This window comes from Chryseobacterium sp. IT-36CA2 (genome assembly GCF_949767875.1).
Taxonomy (GTDB): domain Bacteria; phylum Bacteroidota; class Bacteroidia; order Flavobacteriales; family Weeksellaceae; genus Chryseobacterium.
The window spans coordinates 16962-39135 of record NZ_CATKPG010000025.1 but is presented as its reverse complement, the minus strand read 5'-3'; the positions used below and the strand labels follow the sequence as shown (position 1 = coordinate 39135).

At 35.0% G+C, this 22174-nt stretch carries 17 protein-coding genes; 5 read left to right on the top strand and 12 right to left on the bottom strand.

Translation table 11 applies throughout. From position 1 onward, the window contains the following. Positions 1-48 precede the first annotated feature (48 nt). From ACM6F9_RS20530 to ACM6F9_RS20500, 7 genes are read right to left on the bottom strand one after another with little or no spacing between them, the layout of a single operon-like run. Positions 49-588 (bottom strand): 3-oxoacyl-ACP synthase, encoded by a 540-nt coding sequence (locus tag ACM6F9_RS20530; RefSeq protein ID WP_414847391.1) that lies wholly within the window; start codon positions 586-588, stop codon positions 49-51. Between the two features lie 10 nt (positions 589-598). After that, on the bottom strand, positions 599-1753 hold the full coding sequence (locus ACM6F9_RS20525) for a beta-ketoacyl synthase N-terminal-like domain-containing protein (protein ID WP_414847390.1): 1155 nt from the start codon (positions 1751-1753) through the stop codon (positions 599-601). Then, positions 1750-2178, bottom strand: a complete 429-nt coding sequence (locus ACM6F9_RS20520) for an acyl-CoA thioesterase (protein WP_414847389.1) — start codon at positions 2176-2178, stop codon at positions 1750-1752. The genes ACM6F9_RS20525 and ACM6F9_RS20520 overlap by 4 nt, the downstream gene beginning before the upstream one ends. Continuing rightward, on the bottom strand, positions 2168-3436 hold the full coding sequence (locus ACM6F9_RS20515) for an ABC transporter permease (RefSeq protein WP_414847388.1): 1269 nt from the start codon (positions 3434-3436) through the stop codon (positions 2168-2170). The genes ACM6F9_RS20520 and ACM6F9_RS20515 overlap by 11 nt, the downstream gene beginning before the upstream one ends. Next, complete coding sequence (locus ACM6F9_RS20510; RefSeq protein ID WP_414847387.1) at positions 3423-4181, bottom strand: ABC transporter ATP-binding protein; 759 nt, start codon at positions 4179-4181, stop codon at positions 3423-3425. Before ACM6F9_RS20510 ends, ACM6F9_RS20515 begins: the two co-directional genes overlap by 14 nt. Before the next feature lies 1 nt (position 4182). Next, complete coding sequence (locus tag ACM6F9_RS20505; RefSeq protein WP_255812930.1) at positions 4183-5178, bottom strand: BtrH N-terminal domain-containing protein; 996 nt, start codon at positions 5176-5178, stop codon at positions 4183-4185. 60 nt (positions 5179-5238) lie between these two features. Then, positions 5239-5643 (bottom strand): hypothetical protein, encoded by a 405-nt coding sequence (locus ACM6F9_RS20500; RefSeq protein ID WP_414847386.1) that lies wholly within the window; start codon positions 5641-5643, stop codon positions 5239-5241. A 348-nt stretch (positions 5644-5991) separates the two neighbouring features. On the opposite strand from ACM6F9_RS20500, the gene ACM6F9_RS20495 reads away from it, so the two are divergent. Further along, positions 5992-8904, top strand: a complete 2913-nt coding sequence (locus ACM6F9_RS20495) for a M16 family metallopeptidase (protein ID WP_414847385.1) — start codon at positions 5992-5994, stop codon at positions 8902-8904. A gap of 431 nt (positions 8905-9335) precedes the next feature. Here the strand turns inward: ACM6F9_RS20495 and ACM6F9_RS20490 are convergent, their stop codons facing one another. The 5 genes from ACM6F9_RS20490 to ACM6F9_RS20470 are packed head-to-tail and all read right to left on the bottom strand — an operon-like array spanning position 9336 to position 15969. Next, the gene (locus ACM6F9_RS20490; RefSeq protein ID WP_414847384.1) at positions 9336-9779 is read right to left on the bottom strand and encodes an ABC transporter permease; all 444 of its coding nucleotides are present in this window, start codon (positions 9777-9779) and stop codon (positions 9336-9338) included. Positions 9780-9786: 7 nt separating this feature from the next. After that, positions 9787-10218 (bottom strand): hypothetical protein, encoded by a 432-nt coding sequence (locus ACM6F9_RS20485; protein WP_414847383.1) that lies wholly within the window; start codon positions 10216-10218, stop codon positions 9787-9789. Beyond that, a complete protein-coding gene (locus ACM6F9_RS20480; RefSeq protein ID WP_414847382.1) occupies positions 10218-11357 on the bottom strand; it encodes a beta-ketoacyl-ACP synthase III in 1140 nt (379 codons plus the stop codon). Before ACM6F9_RS20480 ends, ACM6F9_RS20485 begins: the two co-directional genes overlap by 1 nt. Position 11358: 1 nt before the next feature. Then, entirely contained in the window at positions 11359-12273 is a 915-nt protein-coding gene (locus ACM6F9_RS20475) for a dialkylrecorsinol condensing enzyme DarA (protein WP_414847381.1), read from the bottom strand. Between the two features lie 42 nt (positions 12274-12315). Continuing rightward, positions 12316-15969: an MMPL family transporter gene (locus tag ACM6F9_RS20470; RefSeq protein WP_414847380.1), complete on the bottom strand. Its 3654-nt coding sequence runs from the start codon at positions 15967-15969 to the stop codon at positions 12316-12318. Positions 15970-16161: 192 nt separating this feature from the next. Here ACM6F9_RS20470 and ACM6F9_RS20465 point away from each other — a divergent pair, with 192 nt between their 5' ends. From ACM6F9_RS20465 to topA, 4 genes are all read left to right on the top strand, one after another. Then, on the top strand, positions 16162-16404 hold the full coding sequence (locus ACM6F9_RS20465; protein ID WP_414847379.1) for a hypothetical protein: 243 nt from the start codon (positions 16162-16164) through the stop codon (positions 16402-16404). Positions 16405-16435: 31 nt separating this feature from the next. Then, complete coding sequence (locus tag ACM6F9_RS20460; RefSeq protein ID WP_414847378.1) at positions 16436-17452, top strand: hypothetical protein; 1017 nt, start codon at positions 16436-16438, stop codon at positions 17450-17452. 220 nt (positions 17453-17672) lie between these two features. After that, positions 17673-18812 carry an EpsG family protein gene (locus ACM6F9_RS20455; RefSeq protein ID WP_414847377.1) on the top strand — a complete coding sequence of 380 codons (1140 nt, stop codon included), beginning with the start codon at positions 17673-17675 and terminating at the stop codon, positions 18810-18812. A gap of 525 nt (positions 18813-19337) precedes the next feature. Then, entirely contained in the window at positions 19338-21911 is a 2574-nt protein-coding gene (gene topA, locus ACM6F9_RS20450) for a type I DNA topoisomerase (protein ID WP_414847376.1), read from the top strand. Positions 21912-22174 lie beyond the last annotated feature (263 nt).

Genomic DNA, 22174 nt, shown 5'->3' with positions numbered 1-22174 from the left:
TATATCATAAAGATCATTACATCATTGCACTGTTATATTGTTACATTTTTATAAGGTGAGCAAATATACAAAAGCTTTGTAATTTTCCTGATACAATTCCACCCAGCCGCACAATACTTTGTCAGCCTTGCCAGACTGCAGGATTTGTTCAGAATAATCATTTAAAAACTTCTCATCAAAATCATCCAGCACAAAAAAAGCATTTTCTGTCTGCATTTTGTGTTTAATGCTGATTTCGCCTACACAGATATTGGGTAAAGTGTAGACAAAAACTGCAGGACTCGGATAGAAGTTATCCTGATCGTTGATGCTTTCCTGGTATTTGAAATCCGTATCCAGACTGGATGATCTGTTAGCAAAAACAATAGCTGTTCTGCTGTGATCTTCGTCTTTCAAAATGGTTTCGGCGGAAAGAAAAGCCAGTTTGCTCAGGTTATCCATTTTATGAAATTTAGGATAGCTGAGATCTAAACTTTTATAAGCTTCTTTGGCAAATTCCTGAAAGGTTTCGCTTTGGCTTTCAAAAATAAGATTTCCGTCAACGGTTATTTTTGAATGTTCTATGGTACAGGTGTTCGTTTTCTTCATCGCGTTCAATTTAACATTTTTCCAATACAATAGCGGCATTACACCCACCAAAACCGGAAGCGGTTTTTAGAATATATTTTATTTCTGAAGTTTGATTTTCTCTGATGATATTCAAAGGTTGGGTTACTCCCATTTCTTCAAAATTCTTTGATGGAAGTAAAGTGCAGTGAAGAGCACTTTCCATAGAAATAATGCTTTCCAAGAGTCCGGATGCTCCTAAACAATGTCCATAATATCCTTTCATACTGTTGAGCGGAGTGTTTTGAAGGTCCATCCTGTTGAAGGCAATGGCTTCCATTTCATCGTTATATAAAGTAGCGGTTCCGTGGGCAGAAATAAAATCGATTTGTTCTGAAGAAACATGAGCTTCAGTTATGGCATTTTTGATACTGGCATATAAACCGTCTCCTGTTCTTGAAGGGCCGGAAATATGATTGGCATCATTGACGGCAGAGTCTCCAAGTACTTTAAACCTGAATTTTTCGTTTTGTGAGATTGCTTCGTCAGAATGGCCGCTGGTTATATAAACTGCTGCTGCTGCCTCACCAATATTGATGCCGTCTCTGTTTTTATCATAGGGCTTGCAGGGTCCTGATCCTATTGCCTGAAATGAATTGAATCCTGAAATAACAAATTCAGAAAGTTCATCACCTGCAATCACAAAGGCATCTTTGTATTTTCCTGCCTGAATCATATTTTTAGCAACAGAAATCGCCATTACCCCTGAAACACAGGCATTGGAAACGATGGTGGGTTTTGTTTTAAATCCAAAAAAGTCAGCAATTTTTTCGGCTAATTTTGATAAATAGACGCCTTCCGGTAATTCAGACTTGTTTTTTAACAGGCTGATATTTCCTTTTGTGGTGGAAAGGATAAAAGCTGTGTCTTCTGATATAGTATGTTTCTTTACAAGAGGCTGTAAGCTTAAAAGAAGCATTTTCTCCAGTCTTGTGAAATTAATTGTATTCTGAGTAAAGAATCTGTTGAATTCTTCATCCAGTTTGTCAGAATCAATCATAGAAGCGTAAAAAGCATCCTGATTGTCTATGATTTTATGCAAAGCGACTCCCGATTTTCCTTCCAAAAGAGCGTTCCAATTGGAATCAACATTGAAACCTAGCGGAGTTACACAATTGTAGTCTGTGATATAAATTTCCTTGCTCATGATAATCCCATTTTATCTTTCCAGTTTTGAAAAAACTCCGGATTGTACAGGCATAAACCTCCATTACTATCAAGAAATACCTGAATCGTTTCTCCACTGCATACCAATTGGTCTTCCTGATTGAAAAGCTCATAGCGGTAGATCAGTTTGGCAGAAACAGAATTGATAAAAGTAGTTACAATTTTGAATGTTTCTCCATATTTTAAAGGAAGAAAATGCTCACAGGTACTTTTTACGATAGGAGTTACAAATCCTGCATTCTGAATATCAAGATAAGTAAGACCATGCAGACGGCCGAAAGCTTCTCTTCCGTCTTCAAAATACACGATATAATGTCCATGCCAGACAATTCCCAGCGGATCTGTTTCATTGAATCGTACTCTTACTTCTTCAGTACAGGTTAATATGTTTTCTTTAGACTGCATTTTGTTTTCTTTCGTAAAAAATAGAAATAGCTACGGTGGCAATATAGAATAAGAAAAGGAATACCAATTCTTTGGCAATTCCACCAATTCCGCTGTTTCTTAAAATAATATCATAATAGGCATTCAATCCCCAGTTCATAGGAGAGAACTTGGCTACGGTCTGCATAAATTCCGGCATTAAAAATACAGGAACCCAGATTCCTCCAATAGCCGCCAAAACCACTACAGAGGTTGCTCCAAATGGGGCAGACTGCTCCTGTGTATCAGCAATTGTTCCTAATAAAACTCCAAATCCAATGGCTGCCAGCCCTGCAAATAAGGTAACTGTTACAAGCTGGAACATTTTTCCGGATACATCAAAAGCCGGAAGATCCATATAAGGGAAAAGATAAATCCCAACGGCAACCATCAGTAAAAACTGAATAAGACAGATAATAAGATAGGTAAATGTTTTTCCCAAAATATGTACAAAATAAGGAGTAGGGCTTATTCTTGCTCTTACACTTGTTCCCTGGCTTTTTTCTTTTACCAGATTGATGGATAAAGGGACTACAATAAAGAAGATCGCAAAAAGGGTCCATGCAGGAACGTTGTGCTGAACTGAATTCGGCATCACATCCATTTCTCCTTTCTTCGGTGTGATTTCTTTAAAGCTGATGAGGTTTTTATTTTCGTCAAGATTTTCTGTAGTTCCCAGTTGATCCTGGAATGCTTTGTAGATCTTTTTATTTTCAATCTCAAAAACCATTTTATTCACAGAGTTCATTACCGAATTCTTGAATCCGGCATTGGTAGCAGGGTCAAAATATAAGTGAATTTCTTTCGCTTTAGGAGCTGCTGTCTTTACTTTTGCAGAATCTCCTTCAAGCCCGAATGAACTTACAATGGTCTGAACTTTAGAATCAATATTGGAATTTAAATCTTTCGTTAAATTTTCAGGAATAACTATCGCCATCTGATAATCTCCAGAAAAGACAGCATCCTGAGCAGATTTTTCATTGAAATTGGTCAGTAACTGAAACGTTTTGCTGTTTTCCAGTTCTACTTTTATATTTTTTGATACTTCAGATTTATCCTGATCAATAAAAATAATCGGAATCTTTGATCCTTCAAGGTTTTTAAAGGTAGAATCCTGAATAAGGGTAATGGTTACAATCAAAAGTAACGGCATCACAAAGATGATGACGATTCCTCCGATATCTCTTTTTAGCAGAAGGATTTCCTTAATAAAACTTCTCCACAATTTATACAACAACATCTCTTAATTCTTTTCCGGTTAATGAAATGAAAACATCTTCAAGGTTTTCGGCATTCGCAATCTGTGAAACAAGTTCTTCAGGTGTTCCTACAGCGTGAATTTTTCCATGATCGATGATGGCAATTTTTGTACAGAATTCTTCTGCTTCCGAAAGGTGGTGGGAAGTATAAATAATGCAGGTTCCCTGTTTGTTTAAATCTAAAAGATAGTCGATAATTGCTTTTTTAGACTGAACATCCACACCTACTGTTGGTTCATCAAGAAAGAGAACTTTAGGATTGTGAAGAGTGCCGGCGATGAGGTTGCAGCGGCGTTTCATTCCTCCTGAAAACTGTCCTACCTGCTTATTGGCAAATTTTGAAAGTCCCATAATCTCCAGAGATTCGTCAATTGCTTTTTTGAGCTGGTTGTGTTTTAAACCATACAGACTTCCGAAAAACATCAGGTTTTCTTTAGCGGTAAGCGTTGGATATAATGCATATTCCTGTGGAACAATTCCGATGATTTCTCTGATTTTAAAACCGTCTTTTTGTGGAGACAGTCCATTGATTGTAAACTGTCCCGAAGTAGGTTTTATGAGTCCCGAAAGCATAGAAATCAGTGTTGTTTTTCCGGCCCCGTTAGGCCCGAGAATTCCATAGATTTCATTTTTACTGATGCTCAAAGAAATATCATTTACAGAAAACTCATCAGAATTTTTGTATTTCTTATATAAGTTTTTGATCTCAATCATATTTTCTGCCATATCAGATCGCTTTTCTCAGTTTTTTATAGAAAGCTTCTTCCAGGTCTGCAATGTGCAGCATCGTTTTTGAAAGTTCGTTATAGATATTGCTTTTGGAGTTTCTGTTTTTATAAACACGGGCAATATCCACGGCAAAGTCTCTCCAAAGGTCACCAATAGAAGTGATTTCTTTTGATAATTCTTTTAATTCATCATTTTTAAGAATAACAGCTGCTTCCTGGAGAAATGCTCCATAGATAAATCTGAAGCCTCCGCCTCCGGTTCCAATTTCTTCCTGCATTCTGATCAATTGTCCCAAATAATGGTTGGTCACTTTTGTGCCTTTCTTTTCTGCCCATTTCGGGATGCTTTTTGCCACCCATCTCATGGCTTTTACTCCGATAAGCGGTACAGGTGCCAGCATATTTTTACAGGTATCCTTAATCCCTTTTTTGATAGCTTCTTCAAGATTCACATTCTCTGGGACATAAATAGGATAGTACATATGTCCTTTTGGAGGAAGTGCTCCTTTAGCATATCTTACTTTTTCCAGTTCTGCTTCGGAAAGAGAAGTGGTATAATCCATTACCGGATCACTGATCAAAAATTTTCCATCTTCTTTTCCGTAGACCACAAGATTGTGGGCATTGAAGTGAAATTTATACTCTTCAGGAAAATAAGTAAGGTTGAAAACTCCCACCTGAAGTCCTGTAGGAATATTTTGTTCCAGATTTCTTTCAAGAGCTTTTTGGGCATCTTTAGGATTTGAGAATTTTTCTCTTTTGATTTTAATTCCTAATCTTTTGGCTGCTTTACTGAAAATAGCACCCGGCATCGGACGATAGCTGAAGCCCGGAGCAAAATTCACCTTTAAAAAAGGAAGATAGACAAAAAACAGTCCGGAACCGATCCCGAAGATCATGGGTTCGCTCAGTTTCAGGCCTTTATTAAGCAGTAGATTAGAAGCAACACCGTTTTCGCAATGCGCAGTCTGATGGTGTTCAAAGTTTAATTTCATTTGCAGATTGTATCTTTTCATTGGTCAAATGGAACGGGCAGTATTTTGAGCCCATTTCATTTATTTTCCGTTGAAGTTTTTTAATTCATCCACTGAAATACCGAATGCATCGGCATATTTTTTCAGTGCATTTTCGCTTAGTGTTTTAAATATTTTGGGTTTAAAATGTCTTTTCACCCTCCATTGCCACATTCCTACATAAGAAGCAAGGACTCCCAGATCCATTTTGTTCAGTTCCATAAAATAGGCAATAGGACTTGCTATATTATGGGCAACATTTTGCTTTGCTTCCTCAATTCTCTCATAAATAAGCTCCATAGATTCATCCAGAGCAGCTTTCTTGGCATCCCAGCCCGTACTGTTTGCTGTCGTGTAGTTGTCGTTCTCATCCGTTACATACAGAACTTCAGTCATGTTGGCGGATTTCAGGTTACTTTCGTCTTGAGGTAGGTCTTGCTTTTTCATCTAAATAATGTTCATTTTTTTAGATTCCAGATGAAAAATTGTTCACCTGTTTTTGATTCTTTTAATCAGGTGGCTAAAATAGTGAAAATACATTATATGTAAATCATATTAAATCTGAGGGAGTTATTGTAGTGAAATAGAGGTGATATCTTCAATAAATCTTCAACATTCTAATAAAACCAAATTTTATTTTTCCAATGAAGCAAGGAACGCCTTAACTAATCTGTGTAAAATAATCTCTTAAGATTTATTATTTCCACTTGTAACGATTCTTTTGTAACAAGTGTCTGTATAAATAAGACTAATGTCTAGAAATTTGGATAGAAAAATAATTATTAAATAACGACTATGAAAAAGTTTTTTATTTCTGTTTCGCTTTTCTGTATGATCAGCGCAATGGCACAGAAATTCGAGACCCAAAAGCTGACAGATGCTCAAGGGTATTCTTATGAAACTGTAAAGAATGATCAGGCTGGAGTACGGGTGTATACATTGAAAAACGGATTAAAGGTGTATCTGGCAAAAAATGATGATGCCCCGAGAATCCAGACTTATATTCCGGTAAGAACAGGATCCAATAACGACCCAAGTGATAATACAGGATTAGCTCACTACCTTGAGCACATGGTTTTCAAAGGAACTTCACATCTGGGAACTCAGGACTGGGAAAAAGAAAAAGTTTTACTCAAGCAGATCTCTGATCTTTATGAACAGCACAAAGCCGAAAAAGATCCTGAAAAAAAGAAAGAACTTTATAAAAAAATTGATGAAGTTTCGCAGGAAGCCTCTAAATATGCTATCGCTAACGAATATGATAAAGCGATCTCTTCCTTGGGAGCTACAGGAACAAATGCTCATACATCCCTGGATGAAACAGTTTATAAAAATAATATTCCTTCCAACGAATTAGAAAAATGGTTAAGAGTAGAGAAAGAGCGTTTTTCAGAACTGGTATTGCGTCTTTTCCATACAGAGCTTGAAGCGGTATATGAGGAATACAACAGAGCTCAGGACAATGACAGCCGTCTTGTATTCTATTCATTGATGCAGGCCCTTTTCCCAAAACATCCGAACGGACAGCAGACTACAATAGGTACTTCAGAACATTTGAAGAGCCCTTCTATGGAAGCGATTCACAAGTATTTTGATACGTATTATGTGCCTAATAACATGGCTGTTGTATTGGTGGGAGATCTTGATTATGACAAAACTATAAAGCTAGTTGATCAGTATTTCGGTGCATTCAAATACAAAGAACTTCCAATGAAAAAAATGGTTACAGAAGAGCCGATGACCAGCATTGTTACAAGGACTGTAAAAAGCCCGACTACACCAAGAATGACAATTGCATGGAGAACAGATTCCTATGGAACTCAGGAAGCAAGACTGGCAGACATAGTATCTGAAATCTTGAGCAACAGAGGAGATGCAGGATTAATTGACCTTAATATCAATCAAAAGCAAAAAACGCTTGGAGCAGGAGCGTATGAGTCACCTTACAAAATGTACGGGACGTTTGGATTGGTAGTAACTCCTAAAGAAGGCCAAAGCTTTGGCGAAGCTAAAAAACTTCTGATGGATCAGCTGGATCTTGTGAAAAAAGGACAGTTTCCAGACTGGATGCTGAAAGCTATCGTGAATGATAAAAAAGTTCAGCGTATGAAGAGCTGGGAAACAGCTGACGGATTAGCGACTGAATTGTATGATTCTTATATCAATGTAAGAACATGGGAACAAGAGCTTGATGAGATCAATCAGTATGACAAAATCACGAAAGCTGATGTAGTGAAATTTGCCAACGATTTTTATAAAGACAATTATGTTGTTATTTATAAAGAAAAAGGAGTGAATGACAAGCTTGTACGTGTACAGAATCCTGGGATTACCCCAATTAAACTGAACAGAGAGGCTCAGTCTCCTTTCCTTAAAGATATTCTGAATACAAAAGTACCTGAAATCAAGCCAGAATTTATTGATTTTAAAACGGCTATTCAAACTTCAAAAATCAAAGATAAAACGGTAAGCTTCGTAAAGAACAAGTATAATGAGATCGCTCAGATCAGTTATGTTTTCCCTTTCGGAACAGATAATGACAAGGAACTTTCTGTTGCAGGAACTCTTTTTGAATATCTTGGAACAGATAAATATACTCCGGAACAGCTGAAAGAAGAATTCTTTAAACTTGGAATCAGCTATAGCTTGAGAACTTCAAACGACCAGATGATCATTACATTAAGTGGTCTTGAAAGTAATATGAAGAAAGGGGTAGAGTTGATGAACCACTGGATGACGAATGTAAAAGCGGATAAAGCAATTTATGCTCAAACGGTAAAAACAATCCTTGAATCAAGAGCTGCAGGTAAGAAAGATAAAGTGAGAATTATGGCTGCTCTTTCCAACTATGCTAAATATGGTAAAAACTCAAGAATGACGGACATCGTTTCCAAAGAACGTCTTGAGAGCATTGACGCTGTAGAATTGATGAAGAAAGTGAAAACACTGAACCAATATCCTTATCAGGTACTTCTTTATGGGCAGGATCAGTCAGGTTTGGAAAAAGCAGTGAAGCCATTTATCACCAATACAAGCCTTCAGCCAGCACAGGCAAAAGAATATGCTGAACCGACTACGGAAGGAAAAGTATACTTCACGAATTATGACATGGTACAGATGGAAATGTCTAAAGTAGCAAAAGCTAATACTGTAAATCTTGGGAATTTCGGGAAAGCCAATGTTTTCAACGAATATTTCGGAAGAGGACTATCTTCTATCGTTTTCCAGGAAATCAGAGAAAGTAAGTCATTAGCTTATACTGCTTATGTTTCTTATGCAAATGCTTCGGAAAAAGGGAAAGCAAACTATGTAACGAACTACATCGGAACACAGTCAAACAAGCTTCCTTTAGCCGTAAATGCAATGAACGAGCTGATGGTATCTTTACCACAAATCCCGGCTCAGTTTGAAAATGCAAGAGGTTCTGCATTAAAACAGATTGCATCCAACAGAATCAACAGAACGAATATCTTCTTCAATCAGTTAGCACTGAAAAAACTAGGGGTTGATTATGATTTGAGAAAAGATGTTTATGCTGAAATCCAGGGGCTGACATTGCCGCAGCTTACAGGGTTCTACAATACTGAAGTGAAGCCTGTAAAATACAATACAGCCATCATAGGTAAGAAAGAAAACCTGAATATGGAATCGATCAACAAAATGGGAGAATTTAATGAAGTATCTCTTGAAGAGATCTTTGGATATTAATTCTTTTGTTAAAAATAAAGAGAAAAGCGGGGCGGAAATGTTCCGCTTTTTTGTTGTTTAAAGCTGTTTGTCCCTGATGATCAGAGTTTCACGGATTTTTCCAATGTTTCACGTGAAATAATTCATCCTGTGATGAGGTTTTAATGATTGTAGTAAATTGATTATCAGTTGGTTTGTGAGCGGGTGGTGAATGTGTAAATAAACAAAAAAGAAACGTTTTTCTGTAAGGTTTTTATAATCAATTCAATATGAGTGGGCTTTAGCCCTCTTATAAAATAGAGTATCTCAAATGGCTTTAGCCAAAACCTATATTTTAACACGAATAGCACAAATGAATGCACAAATTTTCACAAATTCATTTAAGATTAAGGTTTAGAATAAAAAAAGCTGTACGTTTTGTACAGCTTTTCTATTCTATGTTGAATTGATCTTTACGATTTTACTTCCTGAATAAACAGGTTGATTTCTGCTCTGATCAATAATTCATCATTATGAAATGTTTCACAGAAGATGTGGCAGATGTTTTCAAACTGCGAAATAAGAGATGCCTTGGAAATGATTTTGTCATTAACTTTTGGAAGGGCAAATATTTCAATCTTCTTGATATTGGTAATGAACCCGATTACTTTTGTATCGGCATCAGGGTTTTCAAAGAAGCTTTGTCCAAGAATAGATGAGCACGTTTGGGCAAGATTTTCGATTAATCCGGCTTCTACAAACTCATTGTTGTGAACAAATACATTATCTTCTTTTATTTCAAAGGAAGTCACTACTTTTTCCTTGGTCAGTTCCAGAATATAGTCTGCCATCAACATCGGTTCGCGATGCGGTAAAAAGTTGTGTATATTGATGATATTCTCTTCCTTTATTTCCATTTCCAGTTTATTTTACAGCGGTTTTCATTTGAGATTTTGCAATCACTTCACCGTTCAGTTTGGTAACAATATCTACCAGCGTAACTCCCATTACTTCATTGAGGATGGTTACCTCAGATTTCAGATGATCTCCTGTTTTTGGAAGCATTTCTGCTTCAAAAGATTTAATGCCTCCGATATATCCGGTTGGAGCATCTTTTCCCAGCAGATAATATTTATATCCTGTGTGCAGTGCAACGCTCTGCGCCTGGTGCTCAATCAGTCCTGAAGCCTGAAATAATCCGTCCTGGATGAAAAGGTTATCTTCTTTAATCTCAAAACCAGATAAAAGATGGTTTTCAGAATATTCTGACAACTCATGTACCATCACAAAAGGGAACCTTTGCGGAATAAGGCTTTCTACAAAATCTTTATCGGATGTTGGTAGTCTGTTTTCCATTAGCAAACGGTTAATAAAGCACAAGAGTAAGCGAATCTTCCACTTTCAGGAACACAAAGAAGTACTTTTTCTCCTTTTTTCAAAGTTCCGGAATTCATCAGTTCTTCAAGAGCAACAAATATAGATCCGGCTCCGATGTTTCCGATATCAGAAAGGTTATAGAACCATTTTTCTGCAGGGAAATCCATTCCTTTTTTAGCAAACTCTTCTTTCAGTCCGTCTTTGAAATATCCTGAAGAAATATGTGCCAATACGTGGTCAATTTTTTCCGGATCCAAATTATGTTTGTCAAAAGATGATCTTAAACTTTCTGCTCCTTTTACAAGGATGTATTTATCAAGGATTTTAGTATCCTGTTTGATGGCAAAAATAGATTGCTTCAACCATTCATCGGAAGGGTAATCTGCCCATGATTTCAGGCTTCCGTCTTCCAGTTTGTCACATCCTGCATACATGCATGCTTCAATTTCGTGAGCATAAGAATAGAAATCTATGAATTCTACCTTTAACGAAATTCCGGTTTCTCTTGGTTTATTTTGCAGAAGAAAAGCACCTGCTCCGTCAGAAAGCATCCATCTCAGGAATTCTCTTTTGAAAGCAATGATAGGTCTTTCTTCCAATAATTTTAAATTTTCAGCCTCATGGTTGAATTTATCAGCAGTCATCCATGCAGACATTCTTTCGGAACCAGCACATACTGCGCTTTCCTGTACACCAGCTTTTACAGAAAGAAATCCATAGTTCAGGGCATTCATTCCTGAATTGCAAAGACCTGTTGAAGTATTAATCTCAATAGATTTTCCGATGTTCAGTTCACCATGTACCATAGAAGCGTGAGAAGGCTGGATCTGGTCTGGTGAAGTAGTTCCTACAGATAGCAACTTCATATCTTCCTTTTTGAAGTTTTCATCAAAAAGTCCTTCAATTGCTTTTGCAGTCAGCTGCGCATTAGAGTGTGTGGGATTTCCTTCTTTGTCTAAAGCGTAGTATCTTGTCGTGATTTTATTATTTCTTAGGATAAGTGATTTTGCTTTAGATGGCGCATCATTGATAAGCCCAAGATAAGTCTCCATTTCATCATTCGCTACCGGCTCATTGGGTAAGTATTTTGATGCTTTTGTTATAAATACGTCGTACATTCTATTTTAAATTAATTCCTTGTAAATATCTTTTTTGTTTTTGTCTTTTAAACCAAAATATAGGGGTTGTAAGCAGGTGTAAAACCAAAACGACAGGTGAGATAATCCATATCGCTGCCATCAAATATACCTTAAAGAATTTTATCAGCAATGGACGTTTCTCTTTTTTCTTGATAATCAGGTTAGACCATACTGTGAAAATTTTGTTTCCTACCTTCTCTACGCGTACCAAAAATGCACGAATTTCAATGGCTCCGTTTTTCACAAGATCCGGCTGCAAATTATTAAGGTCATTATTCTTAAAATGTCTTTCAATAATCTCGCCATACTTTACAGATCCTGAAATTTCTTCGTCGGAAACTCCTGCAGCGGGAAGCATCCCTGATTTTTCTTTCTGGCCTGTGGTAAGCCATCGAAGAATAGTCAGTACGCTGGTATAATTGTCGTGCCTGTCTACCAAAGCAATATTCCCTACAAGCTTAGCCTGCAAATCTTTTAAGTATACTTTTAATTTTTCCTGGGAAAGCATCCACATATTTCTGGTTCCGGAGATGGTGACTACAGGAGTATCTTTAAGAATACGTCCTGCATATTCACTCTTTAAGAATGAAATAATAGGAATGGATGGTGTGAGATACCATACCTGATACCCAAAAAGGATAAGGTCATACTTTTTGTTCAGAATTTCTTCGGATGGAGGCAGAATTTCTTTGGGAATCTGTAAATAAGATTCAGGAAAAGTATTGAAAAAAACATCACCCGGCCATGGAAAAGGAAAATCTTCTTTAAGCTGAATGTTGTAATACGTAATATCATAAGCGTCCTTTTGAGCTTCAAAAGGCTTGGCTATGTTTCTCACAATATCTTCGAGTTGTCCGGTTTGTGAATAATATATGACAAGTATATTTTTCTTCATTAGTTTTCTTTAGTGTTTACAAAAATATGTTTTTCATATTTATTATTTAGTTTTAAATACTTTTAATGATTCAGAACTAAATTCCAGTGCATAATTATCACTTTTAAATGATGTGTTTTTTGTATTTACAAAAATGATCTTTTCAGGAAAAATATGAATATCATCCATTGTAAAATGATCATCTGAGACCAGAAGTACATCAATCTTTTTATTCACTTCCGAAAGGTCTTTTATATACTGGATCTTTCTTCTTTTTACCAGATAACTATGGGCTGCCGTTGCTCTTTTATCATTATTTTTTATCAAAGAAAAGACTCTTCGGCTGGCCTGGTATAAAGTCAACAAAACATCTTTCTGTCCGAAATCATCTGCCATGTGTAAAATATTGGCTTCATTTGAAATATGTTTGTTCAGTTCGAAATATACAGATTTGTTGGTATTAAAGTCTTCTTTTACTTCTTTTACCACTTCACTGTCTTTATACAGATAGCTCAGGAATAATTTATTTTTAAAATAATTTTCGTCCTCGATCTCTTCTCTCAGTTTTGCAAATTCTTCTCTGAAATAAGCATTGATCTTCTTCGTCCTTTCAGAATAGTTTTTTCCGAAACTCATATCATCCTTGCTGATTCTGTTTCCTACTTTCACAGTAATGCTTCCATTGTAGATGATGAAATCTCCTTTCGGTAATACTTCGGAGTTTCCGTGGATGTAGAGTGGCAGAATATCCAGACCGAATTGCTCGGCAAGATAAAATGCTCCTTTATGGAATCTTTTCACATCATTGGTGTAAGAACGTTCTGCTTCAGGAAAAACGACAAGAGAATATCCCTGTGCAATTTTTTCTTTCAGTTTCTCCATTCCATTTTCAATTCCCTGTGAAACCGGATAAAAGCCGAGAGCCTTTACCAGTTTTCCAAAAACAGGAGAATCATATACCCAGTCATTCACCAGATAGATAATTTTATGAGTGGCCATTGCGATGGCCAGCGTATCCAGAAAAGAGGTGTGGTTGGCTATAATAACAGCAGGTTTGCTAAAATCTTCGGATGGATTTTTAATCACTCTTTTCTTTACAAAAGGAGTAATGTATAGCACCGATGTTAGAAATTTAGCAAGAATTAATTTGATGATATCTAATGTTCTTCCCTTTGAGTTCTTAATAAATAAGCTTCCGACAGCAGAAAATACCAATCCGCCTAATCCATAATATAAAAACGAGAACACTGCCCGCAGAAATAACCTGAAGGTAATCGGAGAAAGACCCTTCTTCGCCCGGTTGGTAATGAATAATCTGAACCAAAAAGGATAAAGGGTAGAAGTAATAATAATAACTGAGAACATTCCGATCAGGGCAACCAATGCTAAAGAATGCAGCGCTGGATGTTTGGCAAAGATTAGAGATCCAATGGAAAGAATAGTGGTGAAAACCGCAAGGATAATGGATGTTCTATAAGTTGGTAATTCATTTTTACCTGTTGTATGCTCTTTTTGCATGGCTTGCGTCAGGAAGATACTGAAATCGTCTCCCACTCCAAATACGAGTGTACAAACCACGGTACTGAAAATATTTAATTCCAATCCTAAGAAATAAAGAATTCCTGCTGTGACAACCCCTGTTAGAACAATCGGGAACATGGTGAGAACGGTTAGTTCAAAATTTCTGAAGAAAACAATAATCGTTAGAACAATAGCTAAAAGAGAGTAATTGATTAACGTATTGAAATCTCTTTTCAGTAATCCCAGGAAGTTTTCATTCATCTGCTGGCGGTCAATGGCAATCGCATCATGCTTCTTTTCGATATCTTTAATGAAAGTATCTCTTTTCTTCTCGTCTACTTTTACCACATTCGAAACGGTGTAAAAACCATTTTCATTGTTCATGAATTCCGAAATCTGAAGTGCTTTTACTTTTTCATAATCTTTCAGAGTTAATGAAGAATAATTTTTGTGTAAGGCTTCGTTGAAATTGTCAAAAGCAGAGCTGTTGAACCCGAATTTATTTCCATTGCTGATCAATGCGGATAGAGTTTGATTTTTCTTAGAATCATTCCAGAAACTGTTCCATTTCTCAATCTTTTTTTGCTGGTCTTTTTCCGAAAGAACAATACTTCCGATGGAGTTGTAGCTTAATATTTTGCCTTCTTTTTTCTCTTTTTCAAGGAAACTGCTCAATTCGGAGTTTCTGGTTAAAGCTTCCTCTTCAGAATCTCCGTAGGAAATGGTATAAATGGATTTTGAAGTAATGTCAGAAAGCTTCTGCAGTTTTTCTTCACTGATTTTCAGATCTTTTGGGATATAATTCAGATCACCAATGTCTTCATTGAAACCTACATGCCTGAATCCGAACAGGCAGGCAAGAATGATGACGGAGCATCCAATGATTAAAGGTTTATTTTTCTCATAAGGATATGACCCGATTTTGTCAATGAAATTGGTATTGAGATGTTCTCCCTTTTCTTTGGGTTTATAGAGCTGAGGAACAATAATTAATGCTGAAATAGAAGAAAGTATCACTGTAATCGCAGCAAAAAGCCCAAGATCTTTCAATGCTTCAGACCGTACAAAAACCAGACATAAGAATGAAACAGCGGTGGTTGCACTACTCAATATAATAGGCTGGGTGATCTCTTTGTAAAGCTCTTCAATATTATTGTTATGCTTGTAATGAGTAAGAATATGCAGGGCGTAATCTATCGTTATCCCAATCAGAATAGCTCCTACACTTAATGAAATAGCAGAAATTTTATCTTTAATAAAATAAAGAATCAGTAAAGCAAGCAGCACGGAAAATACGGTTGGTAAAAAGACAATAATGGGAGTAAAGACGTTCCTGAAATAATAGATCAGAAGAACCAGAAGAACCGTCATGGAAATCACAACAGTATTCTGAATGTCTTTTTTGATCTGCTTTGCGTTGGCAACAGCAATTACCGGAGAACCAAAATAACTTATTTCTGTTTTTCCCTTGAACTGCTTATTAATGCTATCTTTTATTGAGTTGAGCTGATCTACAAAAGCTTCATTGGCCTTCGTATCATTACTCTTATTCTTAGGATCAATGAAAAGTAAGAGGTTCTTCCCGTCTTTGGTGACAATATAGCTGTCTTCCAGTTTAAAATCTTTACTGATGTTTAGTGCATTCAGTTTTTTGATTCCTAAAAAAGTAAGCCCCAGAGGATCTTTTTTAATAAATTCCTTTGTAACAAGGCTTGTGGGAGAAGCCAAAGAGATATAATTATCCTCTACCTGTTTGGCAATGCTGTCTTTCTGAAGCTTTCGATCAATTTCCTTGTAATCATTCTCATTTAGAAATAAAGGAAGGTTCTGACTGACGAAATCAAATGTTTCCGAAATCTCATTATCATTCACTTTACCCTGCACAGAACCGATATATTTTTGCAAAGGCTCTATCTTTTTCAAAAAAGTATCGGCTGTTTCGGAAAGCTGAAAGCTGTCTTCACTGGATTTATTTTCTATAATAACAATGATCTTATCCGAAAAATTAAGCTGCTTAAGAACTTTTGCTGTGAGATCAGATTTTTCATTTTTAGGAATGATCTGATTGATGTCTTCCTCGAAATTGATCTTTGATGCAAAAAATAGGCATAAGATGGCAATTCCTAAGGCTGTAAGTACAGATAGAATTTTATTTTTGGAAATCAGATAATATAAAAATATAAAAAAGCGATGCATTGCATTTAGATCAAGTCTGCAAATTTAAATTTTTAAGCATTAGATCAAAATAGTTCTATGGAAGTTTTGGCTGAAAATCAATAAAATATTCTGGATACAATCAAAAAAAAAACTACTTTTGCAAAAGTTCCCTATTAAAAAATGTATTTTAAACCACAATTATTATTAAAGAATAATAGAATCTGTTTAGATATGTTGAAAAAAAATGATGAAAAAATTAACGGATTTCTATTTGTAATAGTACTTCCGCTTCTGCTGTTTGCTATGTCTTATTATGGATTTGAATCTTTCTATACAAGACTGAGAACATCAGAAAAAACTCCCGACTTCTTATTTTCCTCGGTATACTCTTACAGAGTGATCCCCGATTATCTGAGTGTTCATATGACAGTTTGGATGTGTAACTTTTTTATCAATACTTCTTTATTGTTATGATTTCACGTCTGATATAATATACTTTTGTCTTATGAAAAATAAATCCACTCTTTACTTTGTACTCTTATTTCCAATATTTTTTCAAATAATGGTCTATTATGGATTTGAGTCATCGTATTATCCATATAAGTATCAAGAGGCTGCTACGAATTGGTATTATATGGGCATATATCAATATCGGTTTCTTTCTAGAGAAGCGGTTGATGTATTAACAATGTTTCTAAAAAAAATAATGGCATATCAAGATTTTCCATTGAAAACCTATATTCAAAAGAAAGGAACGTCTTATTATCATGCTCTGTTTTTATATAATACTTTTTTTGCAGTAGGAACCTCGTGGATTCTAAATTTTATTTTAAAGAATAGACTTTTTTTTCCTGGAATCAATACAGAAAAAAGAATGATTATAGTTTTAATTATGACACTTGTCTCGGCAATGAGTCAATATGTTATTGTTCATTATGATAATGCTGCAATATTTTTACTTTTGTGTGGCTTTTATTTTTCTTTTCAATATTATCATAATGGTTTCTCTCAGAAATATTTATATTTATTAGGGGGTATTATTGTTGTATCTACGCTAAATAGAGAAACTAGCTGCCTTAATATTTCCTTTTTTGGTAGCTTATTATTATTCAATATGAGATTAAAAAAAGAAAATATATTATATTTCATAAAAAGTCTTTTTATTCCAATTTGTGCATTTATTTTACCATATATTATTCTCCGTTTTTTGTTTCCTCAAAAATCAGGAGATGATTATTATATTTTTGAATCTATTACTTTAGGAGGCAACTTAACAGGTATTAATCATATTACTGGCTGGTTATATGCTTTTACTTTTATTCGTTTTATCTATTTTTTTATACCAACAATTGATAATCGTAGGTTGGCCAACTATTTTTTAATCTTATCATTACCTTATATTATTATGATTTGTTTGGTAGGAATACTATGGGAAACTCGTCTATTCATTCCCCTGTTTTATGGATTAATTGTTTTAGCTTTTTTTAATTTCAAAAAAGAAACAAATAATTTAGACTCATAAAATCTGGATAAGTTTCAATGGAATTTTTTCGATACTTTAGTACATTGTGTTTTCTTAAGATGATAATAAGATAAATAATAAATTAATAATAATTGAATATATAGTTTGTCATTGTTTTAGACTAGATATGTCATTTATTTTCTGATTTGTTTTAAAATTTGAACTAAACTCTGTAATACAGGCTTTTATGTGATTTATAATAAATAATTAATATTTAGCAATGCTTCATCCTATATTTTTACTGCCTTTTATTCTATTACTTTTCCTTTTACTGTGGGAAGATTCTCTAAAACCTAAGCAAACTAGGTATATTTTGCTTTTTGTTTTTTTTATTCTTTTTATAGCTGCTGGTGGTAGGAATAACGTAGGAGCAGATTTTCCTATATATAAGAGTATGTATAATGGTGGGTTTACACTTTATACTACTTATCAAGATATATGGAAAAAAGCTACATTTCAACCAAATTCTATGGAAATTGAATGGCTCTATGTTCTTATAAATAGAATTTTATATGAAGCTGGCTTTCCATTTTATACTCTTACTTTTCTTGTAGCAGGGCTGATATTATTCCTTACCTATAAGATTATGGAAAAATATTCAGACTATCCTAGTTTTAGTTTTTTGTATTTTTTTATGCCGGTTTACTTTATTATTACTTGTGGCCATATGAGGCAAGGGTTAGGAGGAGCAATTGTTGTATATAGTATACATTATATATTCCAAAGAAAACTTGGAAAGTTTCTCTTTATGATGTTTTTAGCGTTAGGTTTTCATAAATCTACAATTATATTTCTCCCGGCATATTGGCTTGTTCGTCTGCCATTCAATATAAAACATTGGATTATATTATTGATTATTTCTATAGCATTAGCTCCATTCCAAGTATATCGTATTTTTGGTGACGCATTTGCCTCTATCACTCCTCAAGATGTATCTAATGCTTATACAGGATATAACGTTGATAAAACTTATGGAAATGAAATGAAGACTGGATTTGCTGATATTATGAATGTAATTCTTATTATAATTTTATTACTATATAATAAAATTGGGGAAAAAAAAGTATATTATTATGAATATTTTAGAAATTTAGCTTTTTTTGGAATATGCCTTTTTTATATTTTAAGGGGTAATCAAATCTTTGCGACCAGATTACCAGGAGTTTATATAGGTATGGGATTTTCTTTTATAATTCCCGGAATAATTGCAAACTCTTCCTTAAATATAAAAAGACAATTAAAGTTGTTTTTCTTCTTATTTTTTATATTTTTCTATTTTCTTTTTGTTAGATCAAATGGGAAAAAATTGAATTTTACTTATGATAGATATAATAATATTCTTTGGGAATGGTTGAGTTAATATAAAATTCCTGAAGTAATTGATTATTAGTTTTACATCTTTCAAGTAAATTTTAAATTAATTCATTAGAATATAGTTGGCAAACATAATGTCAGAATTTCAGTTGGAAGTCCTGTTATTATACATATGTTGAGATCAAAAAAATACAGAAGGATAAAATATTTTATTCTGAATAAGATGGTGTAATATTCAATTCAGGCGTAAATATCAAAATTAGCAGTCAAAAAAAACTGCGAAATTCTACATCAAAATTCATTAAATAAGTATAATTGAAGAGGAATGATCTCCTTTTTTTTCACTTTTTAGTGATGTGCATATTTCTTTCATCTATTGTGATTGATGAAAAATTCTATATCATTAAAATTTGATTTTTTATAACTCTCTAAAACCTATGTTACAAAGGGCTTTTTTATCTAAAGAACAGATGAAAAAAGCAAATAAAGTGCATAGATTGTTAAATTAAAACTCTTCTGCAAAAAGTATATAAATAAAAAAGCTTTACTTTTGCAAAAATTTTTAGTTAGAATGTCGAAAAATTTAGTAATCGTAGAGTCCCCGGCAAAGGCAAAAACTATTCAGAAATATTTAGGAAAGGATTTTGAAGTGAAATCCAGTTTCGGGCATATCCGGGATCTTCCTAAAAAAGGAATGGGGATAGACCTTACTACATTCAGTCCTGATTACGAAGTTTCAGCAGACAAAAAGAAATTGGTAACCGAATTAAAGGCTGCTGTAAAGAAAGCCGATATGGTATGGCTCGCTTCCGATGAGGACCGCGAAGGAGAGGCTATTGCATGGCACCTGGCGGATGAATTGAAACTTAAGCCTGAAAACAGAAAAAGAATTGTTTTCCACGAGATTACCAAAAATGCCATTCTAAAAGCAATCGACAATCCAAGAGATATTGATCAGAATCTAGTGAATGCTCAGCAGGCAAGAAGAGTGCTGGACAGGATTGTAGGTTTTGAAATGTCACCCGTTTTATGGAAAAAAGTAAAACCGGGGCTTTCTGCAGGTAGAGTACAGTCTGTAGCAGTAAGATTAATTGTTGAAAGAGAAAAAGAGATTCGTGAGTTTACACCAAAAGCAAGCTTTAAACTTGATGGTATCTTTTTAAATAAAACAGAGCAGGAAATTGCTGCTAAACTGAAAAAAGACTTCGAAAAAGAAGAAGAAGCAGAAAAATTCCTGGAGCAGGCAAAAACTACAGAATTTAAAGTTCTGAATGTTGAGACCAAACCAGGGACACGTTCCGCTTCAGCACCATTTACAACTTCCACATTACAACAGGAAGCTTCCTCAAGACTTGGATACAATGTAACCAATACCATGCGTCTGGCACAAAGACTGTATGAAGAAGGATACATTACCTATATGAGAACAGACTCCGTAAACCTTTCCCAGGAAGCTATTGAAGGAGCGAAAAGACAAATTATATCAGAATATGGAGCAGAATATTCTTCTCCAAGAAATTATACTACGAAATCTGCTTCAGCACAGGAAGCTCACGAAGCCATCCGTCCTACAGATTTTGGAGTGAAAAGCGTAGCTGATGTACAATTAAACAGATTATATCAATTAATATACAGAAGAACACTAGCTTCTCAGATGGCCAATGCCAAAATTGAAAAGACAGTGATCGAAATTGGTAATGCATCATTGCCACATCATTTTGAAGCACAGGGAGAAGTAATCATTTTTGACGGTTTCCTGAAAGCTTACGGTATTGTAAAAACAGAAGAAGATGATGAAGAGAACAATGATAAACTATTACCGAAAGTAAGTGTAGGTGAGGTATTAAATTATAAAACCATTACTGCTACCGAAAAATTCACCAGACCAAGTGCACGATATACCGAAGCAGGATTGGTTAGAAAACTCGAAGAATTAGGTATTGGTAGACCATCTACCTATGCTCCTACGATTCAGACCATCCAAAACAGAGAGTATGTAGATAAAAGAGAAATCGAACCACATACTCGTGAGGTGATCAAAATGTCACTGGTAAAAGATAAGATCAAAAAGGTCATTCTTGAAGAAAAATTCGGAGGTGATAAAAATAAATTCATTCCTACAGATATCGGTGAAGTTGTAAATGACTTCTTAACGGATAACTTTAGAGAAATTCTGGACTATGGCTTCACTGCAAGAGTAGAAGAAAGCTTTGACGAAATTGCGAGTGGTGACCAGAAATGGAAAGAAATGATGACGAATTTCTACTCAAAATTCCATCCAAGAATTGAAGATGTAGAAGAAAATGCTGACCGTGCAACCGGAGACCGTTTATTAGGAGTAGATCCGAAGACGGGTAAAAATGTTCATGCAAGAATCGGAAGATTTGGAGCAATGATCCAGATTGGAGAAACAGATGACGAAGAAAAACCGGTTTTTGCATCATTAATGACTGGTCAGAATATTGCAACCATCACTTTTGAAGAAGCTTTGGAATTGTTCAAATTGCCATTTGATCTGAGTGAGGTTGACGGGCAGCCGGTTTCCGTAGGAGTTGGAAGATTTGGTCCTTATGTGAAGTGGGGAGAAACTTACATCAGTATTCCGAAAGGGGAAGATCCGCTTTCTGTAGATCAGAAACGTGCTGAGGAAATCATCAATGAAAAGAAAGTTGCTGATGCTCCAATTGCTACCTATAAAGGAGAGCCCGTGACAAAAGGAACAGGAAGATTTGGTCCCTTTATCAAATACAAAGCTATTTTTGTAAATGTTCCTAAGAAATACGACTTTGAAAACCTTTCGCAAAGCGATATCAATGAACTGATTGATGCTAAGCTTGAAAAAGAAGCCAACCGATATATCCAGCAGTGGGAAAAAGAAAAAATTTCCATTGAAAATGGAAGATGGGGACCTTTCATCAAGTTTGGAAAAGCCATGTTCAAAATTCCGAAAAAAGCAGACGATACCAAATACGAAGCTGATGAGTTGAAAGAACTCTCTTTAGATGAGGTTAAAAAATGGATTACAGATCAGGATCCTAAAGCCTTTGCAGAAAAGAAAAAACCAGCCGCCAAAAAAGCAACGGCTGCAAAGAAAACTGCAACAGCGAAAAAACCTGCGGCTAAAAAACCGGCAGCTAAGAAATAAACAATATTTAAAATAATATGAAAAGCACAGATTTTAGTCTGTGCTTTTTTCATTGATAATCAGTTGAAAAAAATAAAACTGCATACGATCATAGTAAAATAAATTTCCCGATTCAGAGAATTAACCTTGTGGATGGTGATGGTTGCTAAGCTCTAAGTATAAATACGGAAATTAAAATTTCAGTACTAAGACTATGATACACAGTGTTTTAATTCTCTAGCTTTACACCGTAATATTACAAAAGGTGGAGCTCAGAAACCACT